The 23,844-nt window shown below is 65.2% G+C and carries 14 protein-coding genes and 1 pseudogene; 7 read left to right on the top strand and 8 right to left on the bottom strand.

Annotated features, from left to right (window positions below; genetic code table 11):
* Nucleotides 1–78 precede the first annotated feature (78 nt).
* From Y887_RS02795 to Y887_RS02775, 5 genes and pseudogenes are all read left to right on the top strand, one after another.
* Nucleotides 79–2,036, top strand: a pseudogene (locus Y887_RS02795) (acetyl-CoA hydrolase/transferase C-terminal domain-containing protein).
* 134 nt (nucleotides 2,037–2,170) lie between these two features.
* Nucleotides 2,171–3,346 (top strand): phosphatidylinositol-specific phospholipase C1-like protein, encoded by a 1,176-nt coding sequence (locus Y887_RS02790; RefSeq protein ID WP_104612015.1) that lies wholly within the window; start codon nucleotides 2,171–2,173, stop codon nucleotides 3,344–3,346.
* A 130-nt stretch (nucleotides 3,347–3,476) separates the two neighbouring features.
* A complete protein-coding gene (locus tag Y887_RS02785; protein ID WP_046962889.1) occupies nucleotides 3,477–6,191 on the top strand; it encodes a TonB-dependent receptor in 2,715 nt (904 codons plus the stop codon).
* A 298-nt stretch (nucleotides 6,192–6,489) separates the two neighbouring features.
* Complete coding sequence (locus Y887_RS02780) at nucleotides 6,490–7,476, top strand: L,D-transpeptidase family protein (protein ID WP_046962888.1); 987 nt, start codon at nucleotides 6,490–6,492, stop codon at nucleotides 7,474–7,476.
* Between the two features lie 2 nt (nucleotides 7,477–7,478).
* Nucleotides 7,479–8,198 (top strand): M23 family metallopeptidase, encoded by a 720-nt coding sequence (locus Y887_RS02775; protein ID WP_046962887.1) that lies wholly within the window; start codon nucleotides 7,479–7,481, stop codon nucleotides 8,196–8,198.
* 114 nt (nucleotides 8,199–8,312) lie between these two features.
* On the opposite strand, the gene Y887_RS02770 is transcribed toward Y887_RS02775, so the two are convergent.
* A complete protein-coding gene (locus Y887_RS02770) occupies nucleotides 8,313–9,077 on the bottom strand; it encodes an SDR family NAD(P)-dependent oxidoreductase (protein WP_046962886.1) in 765 nt (254 codons plus the stop codon).
* A 34-nt stretch (nucleotides 9,078–9,111) separates the two neighbouring features.
* Between Y887_RS02770 and Y887_RS02765 the strand changes: the two genes are divergently transcribed.
* A complete protein-coding gene (locus Y887_RS02765) occupies nucleotides 9,112–10,089 on the top strand; it encodes a LysR family transcriptional regulator (protein WP_046962885.1) in 978 nt (325 codons plus the stop codon).
* Nucleotides 10,090–10,331: 242 nt separating this feature from the next.
* Here Y887_RS02765 and fhuE read toward each other — a convergent pair whose 3' ends face one another.
* The gene (gene fhuE, locus Y887_RS02760) at nucleotides 10,332–12,515 is read right to left on the bottom strand and encodes a ferric-rhodotorulic acid/ferric-coprogen receptor FhuE (RefSeq protein ID WP_046962884.1); all 2,184 of its coding nucleotides are present in this window, start codon (nucleotides 12,513–12,515) and stop codon (nucleotides 10,332–10,334) included.
* Between the two features lie 392 nt (nucleotides 12,516–12,907).
* On the opposite strand from fhuE, the gene Y887_RS02755 reads away from it, so the two are divergent.
* Entirely contained in the window at nucleotides 12,908–13,900 is a 993-nt protein-coding gene (locus Y887_RS02755) for an alpha/beta fold hydrolase (protein WP_046962883.1), read from the top strand.
* 106 nt (nucleotides 13,901–14,006) lie between these two features.
* On the opposite strand, the gene tkt is transcribed toward Y887_RS02755, so the two are convergent.
* The 6 genes from tkt to Y887_RS02725 all read right to left on the bottom strand — a co-directional run bounded on the left by tkt (nucleotide 14,007) and on the right by Y887_RS02725 (nucleotide 23,843).
* Nucleotides 14,007–16,007, bottom strand: coding sequence for a transketolase (gene tkt, locus Y887_RS02750; protein WP_046962882.1), 2,001 nt, complete (start codon nucleotides 16,005–16,007; stop codon nucleotides 14,007–14,009).
* A 450-nt stretch (nucleotides 16,008–16,457) separates the two neighbouring features.
* On the bottom strand, nucleotides 16,458–17,738 hold the full coding sequence (locus tag Y887_RS02745) for a dicarboxylate/amino acid:cation symporter (RefSeq protein ID WP_104612013.1): 1,281 nt from the start codon (nucleotides 17,736–17,738) through the stop codon (nucleotides 16,458–16,460).
* Nucleotides 17,739–18,794: 1,056 nt separating this feature from the next.
* On the bottom strand, nucleotides 18,795–20,555 hold the full coding sequence (locus tag Y887_RS02740; RefSeq protein ID WP_046962880.1) for a BatD family protein: 1,761 nt from the start codon (nucleotides 20,553–20,555) through the stop codon (nucleotides 18,795–18,797).
* Entirely contained in the window at nucleotides 20,552–22,381 is a 1,830-nt protein-coding gene (locus Y887_RS02735) for a VWA domain-containing protein (RefSeq protein ID WP_046962910.1), read from the bottom strand. The genes Y887_RS02740 and Y887_RS02735 overlap by 4 nt, the downstream gene beginning before the upstream one ends.
* On the bottom strand, nucleotides 22,378–23,385 hold the full coding sequence (locus Y887_RS02730; protein WP_046962879.1) for a vWA domain-containing protein: 1,008 nt from the start codon (nucleotides 23,383–23,385) through the stop codon (nucleotides 22,378–22,380). Before Y887_RS02730 ends, Y887_RS02735 begins: the two co-directional genes overlap by 4 nt.
* Nucleotides 23,382–23,843, bottom strand: a complete 462-nt coding sequence (locus Y887_RS02725; protein WP_046962878.1) for a DUF4381 domain-containing protein — start codon at nucleotides 23,841–23,843, stop codon at nucleotides 23,382–23,384. Before Y887_RS02725 ends, Y887_RS02730 begins: the two co-directional genes overlap by 4 nt.
* Between the last annotated feature and the right edge of the window lies 1 nt (nucleotide 23,844).

Here is a 23,844-nt window from a genome sequence, read left to right as displayed (position 1 = left end):
GATTCGTTGCGCACTATCGGGAGTCGCCCGACCGCTGTCGGTGTCGCCACCACAGCGCTTTGGGCTACGCTCTCGTGCATGCCTACCTACGTCACTGATCTGGACACTGCGGTCGCGCACATCCTGCAATGCATCGACGGCCCGTTGCGGGTGGTGCACCGCTGGGCATCGGCAAGCCGCACCGGCTGTTGAATGCGCTGTATGCGCAGATCCAGGCCACGCCCGCGCGATCGCTGGCGCTGTACACCGCGTTGTCGCTCAATCCGCCCAGACCGGGCAAGGGGCTCGAGGCGCGCTTTACAGCGGCATTCATCGCACGTCACTTCGGCGAGGACTTTCCGCGCCTTGCGTATGTCGATGCCATGCTGCGCGACGCCTTGCCGGCGCATGTGCAGGTGGAAGAGTTCTACATGCAGTCCGGCGGCCTGCTGCACTCCACCCAGGCGCAGGCCGATTACACCAGCTTGAACTACACGCATGCCGCGGCCGCAGTGGCGCAGCGCGCGCCGAATCTGATCGTGCAGAAGGTCGCGCGCGAATCCGGCGGCACGCGGCTGTCGCTGTCGTGCAACAACGACATCACCCAGGACACGCTGGACGCCGTGCAGGCATTGGGCCTGCCACGCCCGCTGCTGGTGGCCGAAGTGGACCCGCAGCTGCCATGGATGGGCGGCGCTGCCGCGGTGGATGCGACCTTCTTCGATCTGATCATCGACCTGCCCGGCCCATCGCCGCGTCTGTTCGGCCTGCCGCGGCAACCGGTGACGACCGTCGATTACGCCATCGGCCTGTATGCAAGCACGCTGGTACGCGATGGCGGCACCTTGCAGATCGGCATCGGCACGCTGGCCGACGCACTGAGTCATGCCCTGGTGCTGCGGCATACCGACAACGCGACCTATCGCCGCGCGCTGCAGGCGCTGGACCCAACCCTGGAGCGGCACCCCAGCGTGCTTGCCAGCGGCGGCCTGGAGCCGTTTACGATCGGCCTGTACGGCTGCAGCGAAATGCTCAACGAAGGCTTCAAGCAACTGGTGGACAGCGGCGTGATCCGTCGCAAGGTGCACGACGACCTGCCGCTGATGCAGCGCATTGCCGACGGCAGCGCAGATGCCGACGATCATGCACGCCTGGCAAGCGAAGGCGAGTTCCTGCATGGCGCGTTCTATCTCGGCTCGCCGGACTTCTATCAATGGCTGCGCGATCTGGATGCCGACACCCGCACTGCCATCGGCATGCGCCGCATCAGCGAGATCAACCAGTTGTACGGCGGCAATGAAACCCTGGAGCGACTGCAGCGCCGCGACGCGCGCTTCTTCAACTCCTGCATGATGGCCACCGCGCTCGGTGCAGCGGTGTCCGATGGCCTGGAAGATGGGCGCGTGGTCTCCGGCGTCGGCGGGCAATACAACTTTGTCGCGATGGCGCATGCCCTGCCGCAGGCGCGCAGTACCTTGATGCTGCGCGCCACCCGCGATGCCGGCGCAGATGCCGCCAGCAACGTGCGCTGGAATTACGGCCACACCACGATCCCCCGCCATCTGCGCGACATCTATATCACCGAGTACGGCATCGCCGATCTGCGCCACAAGACCGATCAGGACTGCGTGCTGGAAATGGCCGGCATCTGCGATGCGCGCTTCCAGGATGCGCTGCTTGCGCAGGCCGCCCAGTCACGCAAGCTGCGCACTGCCCCCGTGTTGCCCGCCTGCGCACAACGCAACACGCCCGATGCACTCGAACAGGCACTGGCGCCATTTCGGCGCGATGGCAGCCTGCCCGATTATCCGCTTGGCAGCGATTTCACCGCGGTCGAACAACGCTTGCTACGTGCACTGACATGGCTCAAGCGTGCCACCGCCAGCAAGGGCGCCACGCTGGCGATGCTGATGCGTGCGGTGACATCGCGCGCGGCCTACTCGGCCGACGAAGCGGCCTGTCTGCAGCGTATGGCATTGGACACACCGCAGACGATCGGCGAGCGCCTCCAGGCACGCGTGCTGGTCAATGCACTGCGCCAGACAACACAGAAATGAAACCATCCACCTGTTGATTCACTGGATTCGCTTGCGCGTTACAAGCGACTGACGCATGACGGCAACACTGCGGAAAGATGTGCGTCAAGCTGCACCCGGATGATGACGACCTCCTCGTTTCCTGACGTCGCCGCATGGGTTCTGTTGCTGTTTCTCCCTTACTTCATTCAACCGGTCACTGCGAAGCGAAGCAGTCGCACACAAAGCGAAGCAAACTACTGCAAGCTGCACTGTTTGCCGCACTGATCACCAGCAATCTTGCGCTGGCCGCTGCGCCGCGCCTTACCGACCTGCAATACGTCGGCAGCCACAACAGCTACCACACCGGGTTTGCCGCCAGCGAAGCCACGCTGCTGAAACAACTCAATCCGGCCTTGTTCGCGGCACTGGACTACCGCCATCCGCCGCTGACGCAACAACTGGACGATGGCGTCAGGCAACTGGAACTGGACGTGTTCGCCGATGCCCGTGGTGGTCGCTACGCACATCCGGCGATCGACGCGCAGATTGCCAAGGCCGGGCTGCCGCCAGCACCGGCCAGCGCACCTGCCGGTGTGATGGACAAACCCGGTTTCAAGGTCATGCACGTGCAGGATGTGGACCAGCGCAGCAACTGCCAGCCGCTGATCGCCTGCCTGCAGCAGGTGCGGACCTGGTCCAGGCAACACCCCGGGCACGTGCCGATCTTCATCCTGCTGGAAACCAAGCAGGCGCCTGTGCAGTTGGGCTTTCCCAGCGTGCAGCCCGAGCCGTTCGATGCAGACACCATGGATGCACTGGATGCCGAACTGCGCTCGGTCTTTCGACCCGGCGAATACCTCAGCCCCGACCAGGTGCGTGGCAACGCGCGGACGCTCAACGCCGCAGTGCTTGCGCATGGCTGGCCGTCGCTGGCCGACACGCGCAGCAAGGTCGTGTTTTTGCTCGACCAACGCACGGCCGGTGCGAGCTATCTGCCGGGACATCCGTCGCTGCGTGGCCGGGTCTGTTTCACCAATGCCGTTCCTGGCCAAGACGATGCCGCATTCACCGAACTCAACGATGGCCCTGCCGACACGATCACGCAGCTGGTGAAAGCCGGCTACCTGGTGCGCACGCGAACCGACGCAGACCTGAAGGAAGCGCTGCAGCACGACACGGCCCGCCGCGACAGCATGCTCGCCAGTGGTGCGCAGTTGCTCAGCACCGACTTTCCCGCACACGAGCCGGCCAGCACCGGCTACGTGGTGCGCCTGGAGGGCGATGCGGTTGCGCGCTGCAATCCGCAGCGGCCGTCAACGCATTGCAAGGGCATCGATCTGAGTCACTGATCGGCGCCACTTGCGTTGGCGTACACCGCACAGACACACACAGACCCGCCGCAATGGAAGGCATCGGCGCTGCACGCTTAGCGCCCGCGTCATGGCCAGGCGCTCCCTTTCACTTACGCGAGTCCCCCGCATGCACACTCCCCGCACCCTCCATCGTCTGAGCTGCGCCATCGCACTGGTGCTGTCTGCGCCCGTCCTGGCAGAGACGCCGGACCTTGCCACCACCACGTTGGATTCGGTCAACGTGCAGGCCAAGCATGCCGCCACGCCCGGTTCGATCAACGAGCAACGCCTGTCCAGCAGCGTCAACAGCGTGATGAGCAAGCAACAGATCGACGCCATCCCCTCCGGCGGCATCGCCGATGTCGTGGCGCACATGCCTGGCTTGTCGTCGTACAGCGACATGCATCTTGGCCAGGCCACCACCGGCGAAAACGCTTACGTCAGCATCCGCGGCATGGATGCCAGCTATAACGCATACACGCTCAACGGCTTCGGCATGCCGGAAACCGATTCGTCGACGCGCGCGATCTCCTTGAACATGCTGGCGCCGTTCGGCATCCAGTCGGTACAGGTGTCCAAGTCGCCCACACCCGACATGCCCGGTGACGCCATCGGCGGTGCGATCGATATGCGCACGCCCAACGCGTTCGATTTCGACCAGGAGTTTTATGCCAAGAGCACCGCGCAAGGGCAGCTCAACGCGCTGGCCTCGCATCTGGGCGGCAAGGACACCGGCGGCACGTTCCAGCAGGAGATCGCCTGGAAATTCGGCAGCGACCATGCCTTTGGCCTGTACGCATCGGCCTATTACGGCAAGAACAACAACATGGCGCAGGCACCGGCGCCCAACAGCAAATACGTGCCGACCGACCCGGCACTGGCCAACGCAACCGATCTACGCGCTGTCGGCCCGCTGATCAGCACGCGCTACAAATACAGCCTGTACACCAGCCAGATCGAACGCTATGGCGGCAACCTCTCGCTCGATTGGCAAGGCGACAACAGTGCGCTCTATGTACGCGCCATCTACGGCAGCTACGGCGTCACCGGGCAGCAGGATCAATCCAGCGCACGCCTGGAAACCTATCGCAACCAACCCACGGCGGTGCGCGGCGGCTACTTCAATACCCACGACATCGACGAGAAGCTGGCGACCTTGCAGCTTGGCGGCCAGACCACGCTGGACCGTCTGCGCTTCGACTACGGGGCGTCGGTCGGGCGTGGCACGCGCAGCCGGCCGGATTATGTCTCGGCCAGCCTGTATGGCTATACCCCAGGCAGCTTCGCCTTCGACCTCAGCGACCCGACCTACCCCAGCATCGGCCCCAGCTCGACGGCGTTGAAGGACTTCTTCTACAACCTGGATTCGTCGCTGCTGTGGAAAGTGCAAGGCCACGATGCCGGCAGTCACGACAACCGCGTCAATGCGCACACCGATATCACCTACCAGGTCGATGGCGATGTGCTGGATAGCGTCAAGGTCGGCCTGTCTGCCGATCACTCCGACCGCGCTGCGTACGACCACCCGTTCTTCCACAAGGACGGCAACTTCGTGACCAACGGACCATATTTTGGCGGCCCCAATTACGCGTTCCCCACCGCTGGCGGCCCCCCGCTGAGCGCCATCCCCGGCCGCCTCACCTACAACGCCTTCGATGGGCACTACGCAGGTCCGTTCAAACTGCTGGACCGCAACTGGATGCGCGCGCAAGCCCTGCCCTACAAATACGTCGACGACCCCAACGGTGCGGGCATCTACACCGCCAATGACTACAACGCCAACACCACCTCCAGCACCGAAGCGATCTATTCGGGCTACGCGATGGCCGCACTGCACATCGGCCAGGTCAGCATCCTGCCCGGCGTGCGCTACGAGTTGACCCGCTACTCGGCCGATTCCTGGCAATCCAGCGGCGACGGCACCAGCGGCGGGTTCGTCGGCACCGGCAGCACCTATGGGCAAGTCCTGCCCGGTATCAGCATCAACTATCGGCCCGACGATCTCACCGTCTACCGCGCCTCGCTGCGCCGCAGTTTCAGCCGTCCGGCCTTTGGCCTGATTTCCGGCGAGACGGTGTACTCCATCGACGACACCCAGCGCGTGGTGGGCATTTCCAAACCCAATCCCGATCTGCAGCCGAGCAAGGCCGACAATGCCGATCTGTCGGCCGAGTTCTACGACCACAACGGCGGCGTGCTCAGCGCCTCGACCTACTACAAGCGCATTACCGGCTTCATCTACACCTCGCAATCGGCGACCAGCAACGACAACACACTCGGCGGCCTGGTGCCGACCGGCACCACCTTCGAAAACGGCGTGCCGGTGACCATGCCGCAAAACGGCGGCACCGCCACGCTGTACGGGCTGGAGCTGGCCGGCAGCAAACGCCTGCTGGACTTGCCGGGCATCTGGAGCAACCTTGGCGTCACCGCCAACCTCACCTTGCAGCGCAGCGAAGCGGACAGCAAACGGGCCGACCAACCGGAAAAAACCTGGTTGCCGCGTGCGCCGGAGCGTATCTACAACCTGGATCTGTTCTACGACGATGCGCACCTGCGCGCCGACCTGAGCTACAACTACACCGGCCTGCAATTGCTGGGGCTGACCACCGACCGGCTCAATTACTATCTGCAGCCGGTCAAGTCGCTGGATTTCAGCGCCACCTATCACCTGCCGCACCACGTCGATGTGGGCGTATCGGCCAAGAACCTGCTCAACGCCGCCACGTTCTACGAAACCCAGGGCAAATCCGATCGGTACATGGCCTACGACCCCGGCGCCGATGGCGCCTACGTGCAGACCGGGCGGGTGTACCTGCTGTCAGTGGGCTATACCTACTGACCGCCAGGCCAGTGCGACAGGCGACCAGGTGGGCGCATAGGTCATCGGTCGATTGTCTGCACATGACGCAGGCGATCGGCTTCCGATCCATGGTGCGCGGTCTCGCAAGCGAACCCGCATGACACCCCGGGCAACGCGGCGGTGTCGTGCAGACGGCCGCGCAACCCGGAACCGCATCGCCTCATCGACCAAGGACCACAGCGTCATCGCGCCTCAGTCAGTCCGGGTGCAGCCATTTCACGCAGCAAACGCACGCCGCTGCGGCACTGTGCGCGCTTGCCTCTTTGCGGACCTGCACATGCCTCCTCGCTCTTACGCTCGCGTCTGTTTGCTCGCCCTGTCGTTGAGCGCTTCGTTATCTGCGCTGGCACAGGCACAGCAACCTGCGCCTGCTGCCGCATCTGCGCCAAGCGCAACGCCCGCCGCAAAGGCCGTCGCCACCGGCCCACGCTCGGATCTGCATGCGCAGGTGCTGCTGGACCGCGCGCATTTTTCCCCAGGCCAGATCGACGGCGAACGTGGCTCGAATCAGAAGCGCGCGGTCTCCGGATTCCAGGCCGCACACAACATCAGGGTGACCGGCGAACTGGACGATGCCACCTGGCAGGCATTGCAGGCCGACAGCACACCGGCGCTGGTGCAGTACACGCTCACCGATGCCGACGTTGCCGGCCCGTTCCAGGCGATTCCCAAGGGCCCGGCCGAACAGGCCAAGCTGGCTTCGCTCGGTTACGTCTCGGTAGATGAATCCCTGGGCGAGCGCTTCCATGCCGACCCTGCGCTGCTACGCCAACTCAACCCCGGCGTGGATCTGAGCAAGGCCGGCAGTGCGATCCAGGTTCCCAATATCGACGGCGTCGCCCCGTTGGCCAAGCCTGCCAAGTTGGTCGTGGATAAATCCGACTCGACGTTGCGCCTGTTCGATGCCGACGGCAAGGTCTATGCGCAGTTCCCGGTGTCGTCGGGCAGCAAGCACGATCCGTTGCCGATCGGCCGCTGGAAGATCCTGGGCATCTCGCGCGACCCGGTGTTCAAGTACAACCCCAAACTGTTCTGGGACGCGAAAAAGGGTGATCAAAAGGCGACCTTGCCGTCCGGCCCGAACAACCCGGTTGGCCGCGTGTGGATCGACCTGTCCAAACCGCATTACGGCCTGCACGGTACGCCGGAGCCCGGCCATGTCGGCAAGACCGAATCCCATGGTTGCGTGCGTCTGACCAATTGGGACGTCGTCAATCTGGCCAGCGTGGTCGGCCCGTCGGTTCCGGTGGTGATGCAGGAGTAAGCATGAAACTGCTGATGATTCTGGTTGCAGGCGTGGCGATCGGTGCAGGCGGCTATTGGTGGCTGGAACGCACGGCGCCGGAAGCAAAAGTGGAGCAGCCGTCCAGCGCTGCAGCAATGGCGGCAGGCAGCAATGCAGCAGGTGCCGCACCCATGGCAGCGCCTGCTCCGACACCTGCGGCGACGCCATCGGTTGCCGCAGCGCCAGCAACCGATGCGGCGCCAACCGACACGCCGGTGGCGTCGACACCGGCGCCAACTGCCGATGGCGCGGCACCGGGTAGCGCTCTGCTGATTCCGGTGCAGGGTATCGGTGCCAACCAGTTGCAGGACACCTTCACCGATGCGCGCAGCGAAGGCCGCGTGCACGATGCCATCGACATTCTTGCCCCAACCGGCACACCGGTTGTGGCAGTTGCCGACGGTACGGTGGAAAAGCTCTTCACCAGCGACCGAGGCGGCCTGACCGTCTATCAGTTCGAGCCCGGCGGTACGTACTGCTATTACTACGCGCATCTGCAACGCTACGCCGATGGCCTGGCCGAAAAACAATCCATCACACGTGGCCAGGTCATCGGCTACGTCGGCAGCACCGGCAATGCCGATCCCGCCGCACCGCATCTGCACTTCGAGATCCATCGCCTCGGCCAGGAAAAGCAGTGGTGGAAGGGCGAGGCGTTGAACCCCTACCCCATCCTGCATGGCGATCAGCCCCTGCAGTAAGGCAACGCCGCAACCTGCCGCATGCGTAACCACGCACTGTCATCGTGCCCACGATCGTGCGGCGACCTGCAAGCGGCGATACCGTCCAGCCGCACCGCGGTACTGCCTGACCGATCAGATCAACATCCCACCCGATACCTCGATCCGCTGCGCATTGATCCAACCGGTGCCCGGCGCCAGCAGCGCCGCCACGACCGGTCCGATATCGTCCGGCAGCCCGGGGCGACCCAATGCGGTGACCGAGGACACCATCGCGTTGACCTGCGCGTTGTCGCGGACGCTGCCGCCGTTGAAGTCGGTTTCGATGGCGCCCGGCGCCAGCGTATTGGCACGGATGCCGCGTGCGCCCAGTTCCTTGGCCAGATAGCGGGTGAACACTTCCACCCCGCCCTTCATCATCGCGTAGGCCGACGAGCCCGGCAGCGCAAACCGTGCAAGGCCGCTGGACACGTTGAGGATGCGTCCGCCATCGGCGATCAGCGGCAGCAACGCCTGGGTCAGAAAGTACGGCCCCTTGAGATGGATATCGACCAGCGCATCGAACTGCGCGGGCGTGGTGTCGGCAATGGCCGCATGCAATCCGGTACCGGCGTTGTTGACCAGCGCATCGAACTGCGAACGCCCCCAATCGGCCAGCACGTCCTTCAGCTGCGCGACGAATGCGGGGAAGGTATCGGCCTGCGCCACATCCAGCGGCAACGCATGCGCGCGACGGCCCAGCGCCTGGATCTCGGCCACCACGGCGGCGGCATCGCCGGCCTGGCTGCGGTAGGTCAACACGAGATCGTTGCCTTCGGCAGCGAGCGCAAGCGCGGCATTGCGGCCCAGGCCACGACTACCGCCGGTGATCAAGGTGATGGGTGTGGTGGTGGTCGACATCGGCACGCTCCATAAGTGGGTGTGGTCCAGCCTATTGCGCTTGCCGCGCTGCATAAACCGGCTCACGCTGATTGCACCGTTCAAGATAATCGACCAATCGATGGACACCACGGAATCGTTGCGCGCCTTCCTGCGCGTTGCCGAGCTGGGCAGTTTCACCCGCGCCGCCGAGACGCTCGGCTTGCCAAAGGCCAGCGTCTCCACCGCCGTGCAGCGGCTCGAGGCGTCGCTCGGCACCCAGCTCCTGCATCGCACCACGCGGCGCGTACAACTCACCGGCGACGGCGCGGCGTTCTATCAGCGCAGCCGCGACCTGCTCGACGACATGGACGAGTTGCACGCGATGTTTCAGCGCGAGCATGGGCAGCTACGCGGTCGCCTGCGCGTGGACATGTCCGCCGGCATCGCGCGCAACTTCGTGATCCCCGCCTTGCCCGCGTTTCTGGCACGACACCCACAGCTGGAAGTGGAAATCAGCGGCACCGACCGCCGCGTGGATGTGGTGCGTGAGGGATTCGACTGCGTGCTGCGCGTGGGCACGCTGGAAGACACCAGCCTGGTCGCACGCCCGCTGGGCGCGTTCGGCATCGTCAGCTGCGCAAGCGCCGATTATCTCGCCCGCCGCGGCATGCCGACGCGCCTGGACGATCTGGCGCAACACGATCTGGTGCATTACGTGCCGACGCTCGGGCAACGCTCGCCCGGCTTCGAATATCGCAACGGGCAGAGCTATCAGGTGTTGCCGATGCGCGGCCCGGTGACGGTGAACAATGGCGATGCGTACCTGGCTGCCGCGTTGGCCGGGCTGGGCATCATCCAGGCACCGGCCAGCCCGTTGCGCCCGCATCTGGACAGCGGCGCCCTGATCGAAGTGCTGGCCGAGCTGGCACCCGAGCCGATGCCGGTCACGTTGCTCTATGCGCAACGCCGCCATCTGCCGCAGCGCGTGCGCGCCTTCATGGACTGGGTGGCAGAAGTGATGGCGCCGCAGTTGCAGCCGTTGCTGCCTTGAGCGGGCGCGCCGCGTTTCGGTCGAAGGATCGAACGCGCCTCAGTGTTGTAACACGCTCACGGACTTGCTGACAGCGGCCACGACCAGCGGTGTCGCACGCCGTGCGGCATTGCCTGGACGCCGCGGCAAGCAGCTGCGCACTGCATGACAGATCGACAGACACACAAAGACACAGGCACCCTTGCAGGTGCCTGTGTCACTTCGGCAGGATCGAACGTCAAGCCAGCTGACGTCGTCCTCGATCAGAACGCGTAGTTGAAGGTCAACATGCCGTTGCGCGATGCGCCCCATGCGCCGTAGCCACCGTTGAACTGCGCGTAGTAGCGCTTGTCGAGCAGGTTGTCGACATTGAGCTGCACCGAGAACCGCGGCGACAGACGGTAGCGGGCGAATGCACTGACCAAGGCGTAGGCACTCTGCTGGAACCTGCCGTACACCGGGTCAACGTAGTACGAACGGTTCTGCCAGTTGACGCCGCCACCCACGGTCAAGTCGCTCCACGCACCCTGCGGGGTGTAGCTGTTGAACAGCTTGATGGTGGTGCGCGGCAGGTGCGTATTGATCGACGTGCCGCTGTCGTCGCGGGCGGTGTAGTGCGAGGCACCGAAGGTCGCATTCCAGCCAGCGGTCACACGACCGGAAAGCTCGAAATCGAAGCCTTCGCTGACCACGCCGTTGGCGGCCTCGAATGCAGACTCGCTGCTGCCCGGCACGAAGCCGCCGGTGGCCACGCCCAGGTTGTCCTGCTCGATGCGGAACAGCGCCAGCGAGGCATTGAGCTGGTCGTCGAACCACGCTGCCTTGACGCCGGCTTCGTAGCCCTTGCCGCTCAGCGGGTCGAGGTAGCCGCCATTGGCATCTCGCAGGGTCTGCGGATTGAAGATTTCGGTGTAGCTGACGTAGGTCGACCACACCTCGTTGATGTCATAGACCAGACCGGCGTACGGCGTCACTTCGGTCTGGCTATCGGAGAACGGCACAAGCCCCTGCGCCGCATCGAAGTTGCGGCCATCGATCTGCCAATCGGTATAACGCGCGCCTACCAGCAGCGTCAGCGGCTCGGCCAGCGAAAAGCGTGCGGCCACGTAGGCGGCCTTCTGCTTGATGGTGCCGTCGCTCTGCACCGTGCGCGGGCTCCAGTTGGGCTCAGGGTAGGCGCCGTTCCAGCCGAGGTAGCTGTCCAGCGGCGCCGGGAAATCGAAGGTGCCGTTGTTGACGTACTCGCGGCGGTTGTAGCTCGCGCCGGCAACCAGCTGATGCTCGCGACCGAACAACTGGAACGGGCCTTCCGCGTAGATATCGGCGCCATCGGCCTTGCGCTCGGTCTGGTAGTTGCCCGAATACGGCACCACGCCAGCGCCGGTGGTGCGGTCGAAGCCGAAGATCGTATAGAACGGATAGAACAGGTGGTTCGCCGCTTCGGTCTTCTCATGGCTGACGTTGGCCTTGAGCGTCCAACCGTTGTCGAAGCTCTGTTGCAGGCTGGCGAAAGTCCGCTGCAGCCGCGTGTCCCAGAACGTCCAGTCGGCCGCCGGATTGAACGAACGCTCGTAGTTGGTGCGGGTGCCATCGCTGTAGAACAGCGGGAAGCCGCCCCAGGTGACATCGTCCGATTCCTTCTTCTGGTACTCGTAACCCACGCTCAGCAAGGTGCTGTCGGTCAGGTCGGCATCGATGATCGCCGAGCCGATCTTCTTGCGCAGGTTGTAGCGGTCCATGTCCGATTCGCCGTCCTGATACACACCGACCACGCGCGCACGCACGGTGCCTTCAGGGCTCAGCGGCACGGTGACATCGGCCACGCTGCGGGTCTTGTTGAAGTCGCCACCGCCCACCGACACGGTGCCGGTGAAGTCGCGGCTCACCGCATGCTTGCGCACCAGGTTGATCGAGGCCGACGGGTTGCCCGAGCCGGTCAACAGGCCGGTGGCGCCGCGCACCACTTCAACGCGGTCGTACAGCGCGACGTCCAGCGCCGAGTCGCCATAGCTCCAGGCCTGCTCCATGTACGCCGGAATGCCGTCGAACTGGTAGTTGTCGATGTAGAAGCCGCGCGCGTAGAACTCCAGCCGCTCGCTGTCGCTCTGCGCCACCGAGATGCCGGAGACGTTGTTGAGCACATCGGTGATGCTCTGCAGGTTCTGGTCGTCCATGCGCTCGCGCGTGACCACGCTGACCGACTGCGGGATCTCGCGCAGCGACAGGTTCATGCGCGTACCGGCCGTGGTCTTTTCCACCGTATAGCCCTTGACCTGCTCGCCCTGCACGTTCAGCCGGTCCAGCGTGGTGACTTCGGCTTCGCCGGCCGGGGTTTCGGCCATGGCCTGGCCTGCCGACACTGTGCACAACGCGGCGAACACCGCATGCGACAGCGCGCGCGGGCGCAGCCCAATGGGAAGAAGACGCATTACGGTAGGACGATTCATCACAGCTCCGGCGCAGACAGTCGAGGGCAAGCCGCCACCCGGAGGCGGCGGTAAACAGGGGGAAGGACGTGCCACGAGACCGCGGCAACGCAACATTTTAATGGGAATGATTCACATTTTAAATAGCTGGATTGACATCTTTTTAGCATTTGCTTGACACAAGCGAGCGCTACCTGGCTGAAAGGCGCATCGCGCAACTCCCGGTCTGACCGCAGCCATTGCAGCCGAACGCCCATAGCCGCGACACTCGAAGCGCGAGCTGCTGAACAGGTGGCTAACGTCATGACGGAACGCAATGCAACGGGGATCACATGAAGAAATGCTGGATAGCGGTCGCTCTATTGCTGTTGTGCACGCCAGCAGTGAGCGCTGCAGAGTCAGAAAAAACCCCGTTGAGTGACGCTTGCAGTGTCCCCGGCAACGCCCTGCACGAGGCAGGTCTTGTCCAGATCGGAGGCATCCAGCAATGGGTCACGATCGAAGGTCAGGACTGCCGCAATCCGGTGGTGCTGATCGTCCATGGCGGGCCGGGCAACCCCAACACGCCGTTCGCGCAGCGCCTGTTCGGCAGCTGGACGCGCGACTTCACCATCGTGCAGTGGGATCAACGCGGCTCCGGCAAGACCTACGCGGCAAGCAAACCTGCCGACGGCGAGACGCTGACGATGCAGCGGCTGACCCAGGACGGTAGCGCGGTCGCGCGCTATGCCACGCAACGGCTGGGCAAATCCAAGCTCATCCTGATGGGTGGATCGTGGGGCTCGGCACTGTCCGTCAACATCGCCAAGGCAAATCCCAACCTGTTCCACGCCTATGTCGGCACCGCACAACTGGTCAATTATCAGGACGATATGGCGGCCAGTTACGCCAGGACGCTGAGCCTGGCCCGCGCAGCCAGCGATGCGGACGCGATCGGCAAGCTGGAGACGATCGGCCCGCCGCCATGGACCAACCCGCGCAACTTCGGAGTCCTGAGGCGCCTGACGCGCAAGTACGAAGCCTTGAGTACCGACCCGGCACCGGAAGACTGGTTCACCTTCGCAGCGGAATACGACACGCCCGACTACCGTGCAGCCTATGAGGCCGGAGAAGACTATTCCTTCCTGCAGTTCGTCGGACTGGCGGGCGATGGCATGGCCCCGCAGATCGACCTGCGCAACCTCGGGCCGCGGTTCGCCATGCCGGTCTACCTGATTCAGGGCGAACAGGATCTGGTCACCCCAGCCCAGATCAGCAAAGCTTATTTCGATGGTCTGTCCGCCCCGACTAAAGAGTTCCTACTGCTGCCACGGACCGGGCACGATCCCAACCCGCCGATGATGGACGCGCAGTTGAAGGTGCTGACCGGGATCCGCGCCTCGGCGCTGGCCAACGACGCGCACTGAAGCAGGCCACGCTTCCGTTGAACGATGACGCACCGCGCATCGTTCACGAGATCCAACAAAAAAGCCGGCTTTCGCCGGCTTTTTCTTTAACGCAATACGCCAGGTCTTACAGTGCCTTGGCTGCCGCCACTACATGCTCGGCAGTGATCTTGAAGTACGCATACAGCTGATCGGCCGGGGCCGACGCACCGAAGGTATCCATACCGACCACATCGCCATCCAGGCCGACGTACTTGCGCCAGAAGCCGGTCACGCCCGCCTCCACCGCCACGCGCTTGCGCACCGCGTTCGGCAGCACCGATTCGCGATAGGCCGCGTCCTGGCGATCGAACACGTCGGTGGACGGCATCGACACCACGCGTGTCTTCAAACCGGCCGCATCCAGCGTCCTCTTGGCTTCCACCGCCAGACCCACTTCCGAACCGGTGGCGATCAGGATCACGTCCGGCGTACCGCCCTCGGCATCGGCCAGCACATAGCCACCGCGCTCGATCAGCTTGAGCTGCTCGGCGCTGCGCGGCTGGTGCTGCAGGTTCTGGCGGCTGAACACCAGGCAGCTCGGGCCGTCCTTGCGGGTGATGGCGGCCTTCCAGCTCACCGCCGATTCCACCGCATCGCCCGGGCGCCACACATCGTTGTTGGGGATGTAGCGCAGCGAGGCCAGGTGCTCCACCGGCTGATGGGTCGGGCCGTCCTCGCCCAGGCCGATCGAGTCGTGCGTGTACACGTGGATGGCATGGGCCGGATTCAACGCGCTCATGCGCACGCCGTTACGCGCGTAGTCGCTGAACACCAGGAAGGTGGCGTCGAACGGAATGAAGCCGCCATGCAGCGCCAGGCCGTTGGCGATGGCGGTCATGCCGAACTCGCGCACGCCGTAGTAGACGTAGTTGGCATCCGGGTCGTCGGTGGCCACCGACTTGCTGGCCTTCCACAAGGTCAGGTTGGAATGCGCCAGGTCGGCCGAGCCGCCGATCAACTCGGGCAGCAGCGGTGCAAACGCTTCGATCGCCAGCTGCGAGGCCTTGCGCGAGGCGATGGTCTGCCCATCTTCCTGCGCCTTGGCGATGTAGGCATCGGCCTGGGCGATGAAGTCGGCCGGCAGCTCGGCGTGCGAGCGACGGGTCAGTTCGGCAGCTTCGGCCGAATACTGCTTGCCGTACTTGTCGAACAGCTGCTCCCACTCGGCCTGACGCAGCGTGCCGGTGCCACCTGCGCGCCAGCCGGCGTAGATTTCTTCGGGAATTTCGAACGGGCCGTACGGCCACTCCAGCGCCTTGCGGGCGCCCTCGAGTTCTTCCTTGCCCAGCGGCGCGCCGTGCGAGGATTCTTTGCCGGCCTTGGTGGGCGCCCCGAAGCCGATCTTGGTGCGGCAGCAGATCAGGGTCGGCTTGTCGCTGTTTTCCAGCGCCGCTTCAATCGCCGCCTTGATCTTGTCGGCATCATGCCCGTCGACATCGCGGATCACATGCCAGCCATAGGCCTCGAAACGCGCCGGGGTGTTGTCGCTGAACCAGCCGGCGGTGTTGCCGTCGATGGAGATCTGGTTGTTGTCCCAGAACGCCACCAGCTTGCCCAGGCCCCAGGTCCCGGCCAGCGAGGCGGCTTCGTGCGAAATGCCTTCCATCAGGCAGCCGTCGCCCATGAACACCCAGGTACGGTGATCGACGATTTCCAGCTCAGGCCGGTTATAGCGCTGCGCCAGCAACTTCTCGGCCAGTGCGAAGCCCACGGCGTTGGCAAAGCCCTGCCCCAGCGGGCCGGTGGTGGTCTCAACGCCCGGGGTTTCGCTGCGCTCGGGGTGGCCGGCGGTCTTGCTGTGCAACTGACGGAACTGCTTGAGCTGCTCGATCGGCAGGTCGTAGCCGGACAGGTGCAGCAGCGCGTACTGCAGCATCGAGCCGTGGCCGTTGGACAGCACGAACCGGTCGCGGTTGAACCATTGCGGGTTGTTCGGGTTGTGCCGGAAATAATCGTTCCACAGCACTTCGGCGATATCGGCCATGCCCATGGGCATGCCGGGATGGCCGGACTTGGCGGCTTCGACCGCATCTGCGGCAAGAAAACGGATGGCGTTGGCCAGCTGGCGGCGGGTGGGCTGGGTCATGGGCGTCTATGGAAGCGGAGGGGAACACCGCTGGAAGCGGAGACGCTCATTCTCCCACAGAGCGCGTTAGGGAGCCGGGATTGGGGAGTCGGGATTCGGGATTGGTGAAGCCGGAGCCGACCTTGGCAGACTCGTCCGCTGGAAGCGATGCAATCAGTGCCAGACACCGCCGCCACACCGCAAGACTCCACCTGGTGCCTCACGATCCCAGTACGCCGGCTCCAACGAATCCCCAGTCCCGACTCCCTAGTCCGCGTTAGGGAGCCGGGACTGGGGAGTAGGGATTCGGGATTCGGGATTGGCGAAGCCGGAGCCGACCTCGGCAGCCTCGCCCGCTGGACAGCGATGCAACCAGTGCCAGACACCGCCGCAATACCGCAAGACCCCACCTGGTGCCTGACGATCGCAGCAGCCCGCTGTGACGAATCCCCAATCCCCAATCCCGAATCCCTACTCTTCGCCCTTGGCGACCAGGGTCGTCAGCGCCAGATCGCCGGTCACATTCAGCGCCGTCCGGCACATATCCAAAAAGTGGTTCACGCCCAGGATCATGCCGATGCCGACCGGGTTGACCCCGACCATTGCGCAGATCAGCGCCACCACCGGCAGCGATCCCGACGGTACGCCAGCGGTGCCGATGCCGCCCAGGATGCAGACCAGCATCACCATGAACTGCTGGCCGATGCTCAGGTCCACATTGAAGAACTGCGCCAGGAAGATCACCGTCACGCCCTCGAACAGCGCCGTGCCGTTCTGGTTTGCGGTGGCACCGACGGTGAGCACGAAACGCGACACGCGCGGCGGCAGGCCCATGTCGTCGGCCACGCGCAAGGCGGTGGGCAGGGTCGCGTTACTGGAGGCGGTGGAGAACGCCATCATCGTGGCCTCCTGGGTCTGCCTGAAGAAGCCGATCGGCGAGCGCCCGGCAAACTTCACCGCCAGCCCGTAGCTGACCACCATGTGCAGGCCCAGCGCCAGCACCACCACGCCCACGTAAGCGCCCAGGCGGATCAACAGATCGAACCCGAACAGCGCGGCCAGGTTGAACATGAAGCAGGCCACCGCATACGGCGCCAGCCGGATCACCAGCCCGATCAGGGTCATCGAGATTTCGAAGATGCCCTCGATGCCGCGCTTGAGCGTGGCGACCTTTTCGTCGGCGGTGAGCACCATGCCCACGCCGAACATCACCGCGAAGAACATCAGCGACAGGATCGCGCCATTGCTGGATGCGGCGGCAATCACATTGTTGGGCACGATCGACAGCAGCATGTCCATGCCCTGCGGCTGGGTGCCGGAGCTGGAAATGATCTCGCGGGTGCGGTCGGCGTTTTCCTGGATCAGCTGATTGGCCAGCTGCGGGTCCACGCCGGCACCGGGCTTGAGCACATTGACCAGCACCAGACCGAGCAGCACCGCAATGCCGGACAGCACGACCGTATAGCCCAGCGTGCGCCAGCCCACCCGGCCCAGCGCGCGGATGTCGCCCATTTCGGAGATGCCCATCACCAGTGCCGAAAACAGCAGCGGTACGATCAGCATGAAGATCAGATTGAGGAAGATCTGCGAGAACGGCGTGGTCACGTACTTGGTCGCCAACCGCACCCACTCGGCATCGCTGCCGGCCAGGTAGTAGACGGTCAGACCCAACAACAGGCCCACGGCGAAGCCAATGCCCATCTTCCAATGCAGGGGCAGGCCCGGGCGGCGTGCGGTTGGGGATGCAGTCATCTGGTCGGCCTTGATCTGGACACAAAGACTGGAGCTTAACAAACGCCATCGGGGCGGCCACGCCGCGCTGCAGCTGCCCGAGGGGTAGGTGTGCCACTCAAGGGCCGTTGCTGCCAGCGTTGCAACGCCTACACGCGCATCGCGCGCAAGCCAGGCGCACACGGCCGGCGCTGGGCTCGGCGTGAAGCAGGGGCAGATTCACTCGCTGCAGCAACGGCTGGGTGGGTTGCCTTGCTGAGTGCTCGCGGTTGGATGCCCGCATCCATGCGGGCTGCCATTGCGATTGGTGCCTGGCACTGCGACTTGGGGCTTGGGACTTGCCACCAACCACTTTCAATACGGCTGAAGTCTTGAACGTTGAATCAGGTGAATGCTGTAAAGCCGAGCTGGTCGAGGGCGCGATGCCCTCACCACTTCCGGGACACGCCGTTGAATCCGTCCCTGGAGGCTCGGTGGCGGCATCCATGCCGCTACACGGTGCTGCAAGCGGCGAGGACACTGCGCCATGATGTTGGTCGGTAGTTGCATGACACGCTGTTCGCAGCAGGTGTCGGGCTGGCTTGCCGATGCAGGCGGCCGCGTGATCGCATTCAAAACCTTGCCGCAAAAGAGAAGTAGCGCCGACGAGCCCCTGGTTCGCAGAGCGACGTGATGCATTGCTCGCCCATGCACACCAGCTGACGCGGCTGACCCTTGCCCGCTTACCGTCGCGGGACCTTTGGCGGCATGGATGTCGCCAAAGGGCTTACAGCGACGTACTTGCGGCGTATCCGGCGATGGTGAGCGGGCAAGGGCCCTGCCGCCGAATGGCAGCCGCAATGCCTTGCCCTCGGCAACACAGCTGATCACCGCAACCAAGGGCGGCTAACAGGACGTGACGAGCAGTCGCCAGCTGGATGTGGCGAGGCGCCAAGAACAGGAGGGTATGGGTGGAAAGAGAGTTTGGAGCGCCGGCCGCGCTCGCCTTGCGATGGCAGGTCCGTTGTCAGCAGATCCAAGAGCACGACAAGGCGCCGCTTGGTGACCTGCCAGTCGCTGCCGTTGCCGCGCAGGCGATCAAGGCGCTGGCGGATACAACGGCGCCAGCACCTCGGGTTCTGCAGCGCTCGCGTGCCGCCAGCGTGGTCCCTTGGCAAAGGCTTCGCGCAGTGCCGATCGCGCGCCCGCCACATCGCCATCGCCGCCCCAGCGTGCGCGCTGCATGCGCGCCACTGCGGCGCGTTGGGCAGGATCGGCCAGCGCTGCAAGCACGCTGTCGATATCGGCCACGCCCGCCATGCCGCACAGCACGGTGGCCACATCGTCCATGCCACCGCTGTCCAGCGCGCGGCGCAACTCGGCCACGCCATGTGTCGCGCGCTTGCCAGGCACGGGCGTATCGCCGCCGTTGGACTTGGGAGCACCGTGCACGCCACCGCGTCGACGCAACACCACCCACACCAGCGTCATGAGCCATAACACCGCAAAACCCACCGCCGCGGCGATCCAGCCCCATGGCCGTTGCGAGGGTGGCGGCTGCAGGCTCAGCGTGCCAGCGGTCGGAGCAGGCGCTGCGGCAGTGCTCGACGGGCTTGCAGCGGGTGCAGGCGCAGGCGTGGCGAAGGCGCCACTGCCCGCGGCCACATCCAGGGTCAGATCCGGCACCGAGGCCGTCTTGGCCGCACCTGCACCGACGTCCCACCAGGCCACCTGCAGGCCGGGCACCACCAGCGGGCCGGCGCGGTTGGGCACGATCGAATAGCGACGGGTCAGCCGCAACTGCGGCGAGCCGTCCACAAAACGTTCTTCGTATTGCGGTGGCTCGGCAAACACCTGCGCATCGGGCACGCTCGGCGTGGGCAATTCGGGAAACTGCGCCTGGGTGGCGCCACGCGCGCTGGCTTCCACCACGAATTGCGTCGCTTCCCCTGCGGTTGCGCGTTGCGGCGTGGCCGTATAGCGCAACTGCAGGCTGCGCAGCGGCAGCCACGGTTGTGGCGCATTGCCCGGCTGCGCGCGCACCTGCAGCGGAATGCTGGCGCTGCGCGCACTCAGCTCGCCGTTGCCGCGTCCGAAATAATCGTCGAAGAAACCGCCGACCGAGCGCCCATTGAAGCGTGCGGACGGCAACAGCAGGCGCCCGCTGCGCTCGGGCACCAGCAGATAGCGTCGCTCCACCACGTTGTACTGGCGCGCGTTGACCAGCTTGACCGAACTGACGTCATCGCCGATGCGTTGCAGCGATGCGCCATCGGGCGCTTCCAGATCCAGCTCGCCCGAGGCCAGCTGATTGGCGAAGTACAACCGTACCACCACGCCCACACTTTGCTGCACGTAAGGCCGCGGGTCGTCCACCTGCGTCTGGACGAATACCTCTTCATTGCCCTGCGCCTCGCTTGGGCTACTGGCACCGGCGTTGCCGTTGCCGCCACTGCGAGCGCCATTGCTCGCCGGATCGTTCGCAGAGGCCACCACCTGCAGTCGCAGTGGCTCGGTACGCTCGTTGCCGACCCGGATCGCTGGCACGATCAGCTCGCCACTCTTGCGCGGCGTCAACACCACGCCGAATAACGCGCGCATCGTGACCGATCCATTGGTCACCTGCATCTGCTGACTGGCGCTCTTGGCGCCCAGCGCAAACTCGTTGCGCAATGGCGTGTAATCCGGATCGACGCCGCGCTGATCGGTTTCGATATTCAACATGACCACATCGCCGGCACTGGCGCTGTCACGGTCCAGCCAGGCGCGCGTGACCGCAGCGGCCGGTGCGCAGACGAACAGCATCATGCAGGCCAGCATGCCGATCGCGCCGCGGCGCAAGTGGTGTGTGCCGATCATCGTCCGTCCCGTTGTCTGCGTTCGTATTCCAGCCTGAATTTGGTGCGCAGCAGGCTGCCCGGATCGTCCGGCACGCGCCGTAGCCACGCATCCACCGCCTGGCGTTGCTCGCGCTGCTCCGGCGTCTCGCTTGCCATGGCGTCCTCCGGCTTGCCCTTCGCATCGGCGCCCTTGTCGCCAGCCTGCGCCATCGCCTGCTGCATCTTGCGACGCTGCGCTTCGTCGGCCTGCTGCTGCGCCTTGGCATCGGCCGATTGCGGTGGCGTGTCTTGCTTGCCCTGCTCGCCCTTGCCGTCCTTGGACGGTTGCTGCTGCGACTTGCCGTCCTGGGGCGCCTGCGTGTCGGACGGTTGGTCCTTGCCGTCCTGCTTGCCTTGCTCACCTGGCTTGCTCTGTCCGTCCTTGCCGGCGTTTTCGGCGTTCTGCTGGCCTTGCCCGGACGCATCCTGACCAGGCTTGTTCTTGCCCGACTGATCCTGGTCCTTTGACTGGCCTTTACCATCCTTGTCGTTGCGCTGCTGCCGCTTGCGCGCTGCATCCACCGCCGCGCGATTGGCGATCGCATCGGCCTGCCTGGGATGTTGCTTGAGCGCACGATCGTAAGCGGCAATCGCCTCGTCGTACTGGCCTTGTCGCGCCAGCGCATTGCCCAGGTTGTACAGTCCCTCGTCGGTCGGCACCGCTTCGAATGCTTTTTGCGCAGCGGCAAAATCACCTTTGCGGTACGCCTGCACGCCGGCATCCAGACGCTGCTGCTGCACCTGATCGGCACGTTGCCACAATGTGCCGTCGGCCGCCTGTGCAGGCTGGGCCAGCGGCAACACGCAGATCAGCGCCACCATCGCCACGACGGCGCGGCGCCGGAACGCCAGCAACGCCAACAGCATCACGGGCAGCAGCAACCAGTAGCCTTCGTCGAGCCAGGTCTTGCCGCCGTTGGCCTCGGCGGTTTCGTCGGCCAGCGGCTGCTGCGCGGGATCGAGCACACCCAGCGCTTGCAGGTCGGCGTCGTCCGGCGCAATGCGCGCGTAGCGCCCACCGCCCTGCCCGGCCAGGTCGCGCAGGCTTGCCTCGTCCAGTTTTGCCTGCGCGATCTCGCCGCTCCCGGTGCGGTAGGCAGCGCCACGCGGACTGCCCACCCCGAGTGCGGAAACGTGGAATCCACGCGCACGTGCGGTGCGCGCGGAGCTTTCCGCCGAGCCGTCCGCGCTATCGCTGACCAGCAGGATATCGCCCTGTTTGAAGCCGGCCTGCTGCAGCAGCCGGGCCGCCGCATCGATGGCCCTGTCGGCACGTTTGCCGTCCACCGGCATCACCGATGGCGACAACGCATCCAGAAACAGGGCCACATTGGCCGCGTCTTCGGTCAACGGCGCAACCGTGAAGCTTTCGCCGGCATAGGCGAGCAAGGCAACCTCGCCGCCGGCGCGCTTGCGCAGCAGCGCGGCCAGTTTGGCGCGCGCCTGCAGCAGGCGCGATGGCGGCAGATCGGTCGCATTGCTGCTGGACGACAGATCCAGTACCACCACCAACGGCATGCTCGATTGAAATACCGGGCGCTCGGTCTGTCGCCAGCTCGGCCCGCTCATCGCCATCACCGCAAGCGTGTAGGTCAGCGCCGCCGCCACGAAGCCCAACCATCCCCGCCGGCCGCCGGCCACCAGCAAGGCCGGCAGCAGATGCGCATCGACGCTGTGACGCCACACGTTGGCACTGCGTCGACGCAGGTGCCACAGCAGCGCTGCCGGCACGATCAGCAACAGCGCCCACAGCCAATCCGGGCGCAGCAGATGCAAGGCGGTCAGTGCTTCGGGCAGCGCGTTCATCGCCATCTCCGCGGCAGCACGTAGGCGAGCAACGCAACCAGCATGGCAGCGCCCAATGGCCAGGCGTAACGCTCCACACGCGGCTGCACCGACGGGCCGACCGCCTTCACCGGCTCAAGCCGGTCCAGCTCGGCATAGATGCCGGCCAGCTCTTCGGTATCGCGGGCGCGGAAGAACCGCCCGCCGGTCTGCTCGGCAATCTTGCGCAAGCCCGCTTCATCGATATCGTCGTTGCCGCCCGCCGGGATCGGCACGCCGAACAACGAGTAACCGCCGCTGCCGCCGAAGGCGATGGTGTGCACACGCACGCCCTCCGCCTTGGCCAGTTCGGCCGCCTTCAACGGGTTGAGCACGCCGGCGGTATTGACGCCATCGGTGAGCAACACCACCACGCGCTGGCCCTGCTTCTGCTCGCGCAGCCGCTTGACCGACAACGCGATCGCATCGCCAATGGCGGTTTCGCGTCCAGCCAACCCGACAACGCTGTCGGCCAGCTGGTCGCGCACCGAGGTCAGGTCCGCAGTGAGCGGTGTCAGCGCATAGGCGCGCTGACCGAAGACCAGCAGGCCGACACGATCGCCGTCGCGCCGATCCAGAAAGTCCGACAACACCGCCTTGGCGGCGGTAAGGCGGTCGACCACATGGCCGCCCAGCACCATGTCAGGCTCGCTCATGCTGCCGGACAGATCCACCGCCAGCATCATCTGCCGCGCCTCGCGCGGCGGCTGGATCACCTCGCCCAGTTGCTGCGGACGCGCCAGCGCGGCGCACAGCAGAAACCAGCCCAGCCACGCCAGCCAGCGCGGCATGCGCAAGGCGGGCACGCGCCGTGCCTGGGCAACCGCATGCAATTGATCGGCATACGGCACGCGTAGCGCCGCCGTGTCGGCACGGCGCTGCGGCCAGAACCACATCAGCAGCGGCAGCGGCATCAACCACCACGCCCATGGCCACGCGCAATGCGCCAGCGCATCCTGCCATTGCGACCACTGCAGCCAGTTCATCGCTGGCCCCGCATCAACCGCAGGAAACGTCGCCGCGCCAATGCCTGCACGGCATCCAGATCGGCCACCGCAGGTGCGCGTTGAAACCCACCTTCGAGCAACGCCCGTCCCGGCCCCTGAGAAAACGCCTGCGTCTTGCTCTTGCGCCCATCCAGAAACTGCAACCACGCCTCGCCCTGCAAGCGATCGGCCTGCGCATCCACCGTGCGCGCCGCGCGGCGCAACAGCATCGACAAGCTCGCCAGGCGCTGCGCGGGCGCTGTCGCACGCTGCAGCTCGGCATCGAAGGCAGCCAACCAGCGGCGCTGCTGCCGACGACGGCGCCACCACCAGAACCACGCACCCGCCAGCACCAGCACGACCGCGGCGATCACCAGCCACCACCCCGGTGCCAACGGCCACCACGATGGCGACGGCGGCAGATGGACATCGCGCAGCGGAAGCGCTTGCGGCGCCATC

It is taken from the genome of Xanthomonas pisi DSM 18956 (genome assembly GCF_001010415.1).
Classification (GTDB): domain Bacteria; phylum Pseudomonadota; class Gammaproteobacteria; order Xanthomonadales; family Xanthomonadaceae; genus Xanthomonas; species Xanthomonas pisi.
The sequence above is the reverse complement of the archived record's forward strand: the minus strand, read 5'-3'. Positions and strand labels throughout refer to the sequence as shown.

What these genes read in the sequence shown, in the direction of transcription:
- fhuE (WP_046962884.1), bottom strand. Translation starts at nt 12,515, where the DNA reads ATGAATCGTCCTACCGTAATGCGTCTTCTTCCCATTGGGCTGCGCCCG.
- Y887_RS02770 (WP_046962886.1), bottom strand. Translation starts at nt 9,077, where the DNA reads ATGTCGACCACCACCACACCCATCACCTTGATCACCGGCGGTAGTCGT.
- Y887_RS02735 (WP_046962910.1), bottom strand. Translation starts at nt 22,381, where the DNA reads ATGAACGCGCTGCCCGAAGCACTGACCGCCTTGCATCTGCTGCGCCCG.
- Y887_RS02785 (WP_046962889.1), top strand. Translation starts at nt 3,477, where the DNA reads ATGCACACTCCCCGCACCCTCCATCGTCTGAGCTGCGCCATCGCACTG.
- Y887_RS02730 (WP_046962879.1), bottom strand. Translation starts at nt 23,385, where the DNA reads ATGAACTGGCTGCAGTGGTCGCAATGGCAGGATGCGCTGGCGCATTGC.
- tkt (WP_046962882.1), bottom strand. Translation starts at nt 16,007, where the DNA reads ATGACCCAGCCCACCCGCCGCCAGCTGGCCAACGCCATCCGTTTTCTT.
- Y887_RS02790 (WP_104612015.1), top strand. Translation starts at nt 2,171, where the DNA reads ATGGGTTCTGTTGCTGTTTCTCCCTTACTTCATTCAACCGGTCACTGC.
- Y887_RS02745 (WP_104612013.1), bottom strand. Translation starts at nt 17,738, where the DNA reads ATGACTGCATCCCCAACCGCACGCCGCCCGGGCCTGCCCCTGCATTGG.
- Y887_RS02780 (WP_046962888.1), top strand. Translation starts at nt 6,490, where the DNA reads ATGCCTCCTCGCTCTTACGCTCGCGTCTGTTTGCTCGCCCTGTCGTTG.
- Y887_RS02740 (WP_046962880.1), bottom strand. Translation starts at nt 20,555, where the DNA reads ATGATCGGCACACACCACTTGCGCCGCGGCGCGATCGGCATGCTGGCC.
- Y887_RS02725 (WP_046962878.1), bottom strand. Translation starts at nt 23,843, where the DNA reads ATGGCGCCGCAAGCGCTTCCGCTGCGCGATGTCCATCTGCCGCCGTCG.
- Y887_RS02775 (WP_046962887.1), top strand. Translation starts at nt 7,479, where the DNA reads ATGAAACTGCTGATGATTCTGGTTGCAGGCGTGGCGATCGGTGCAGGC.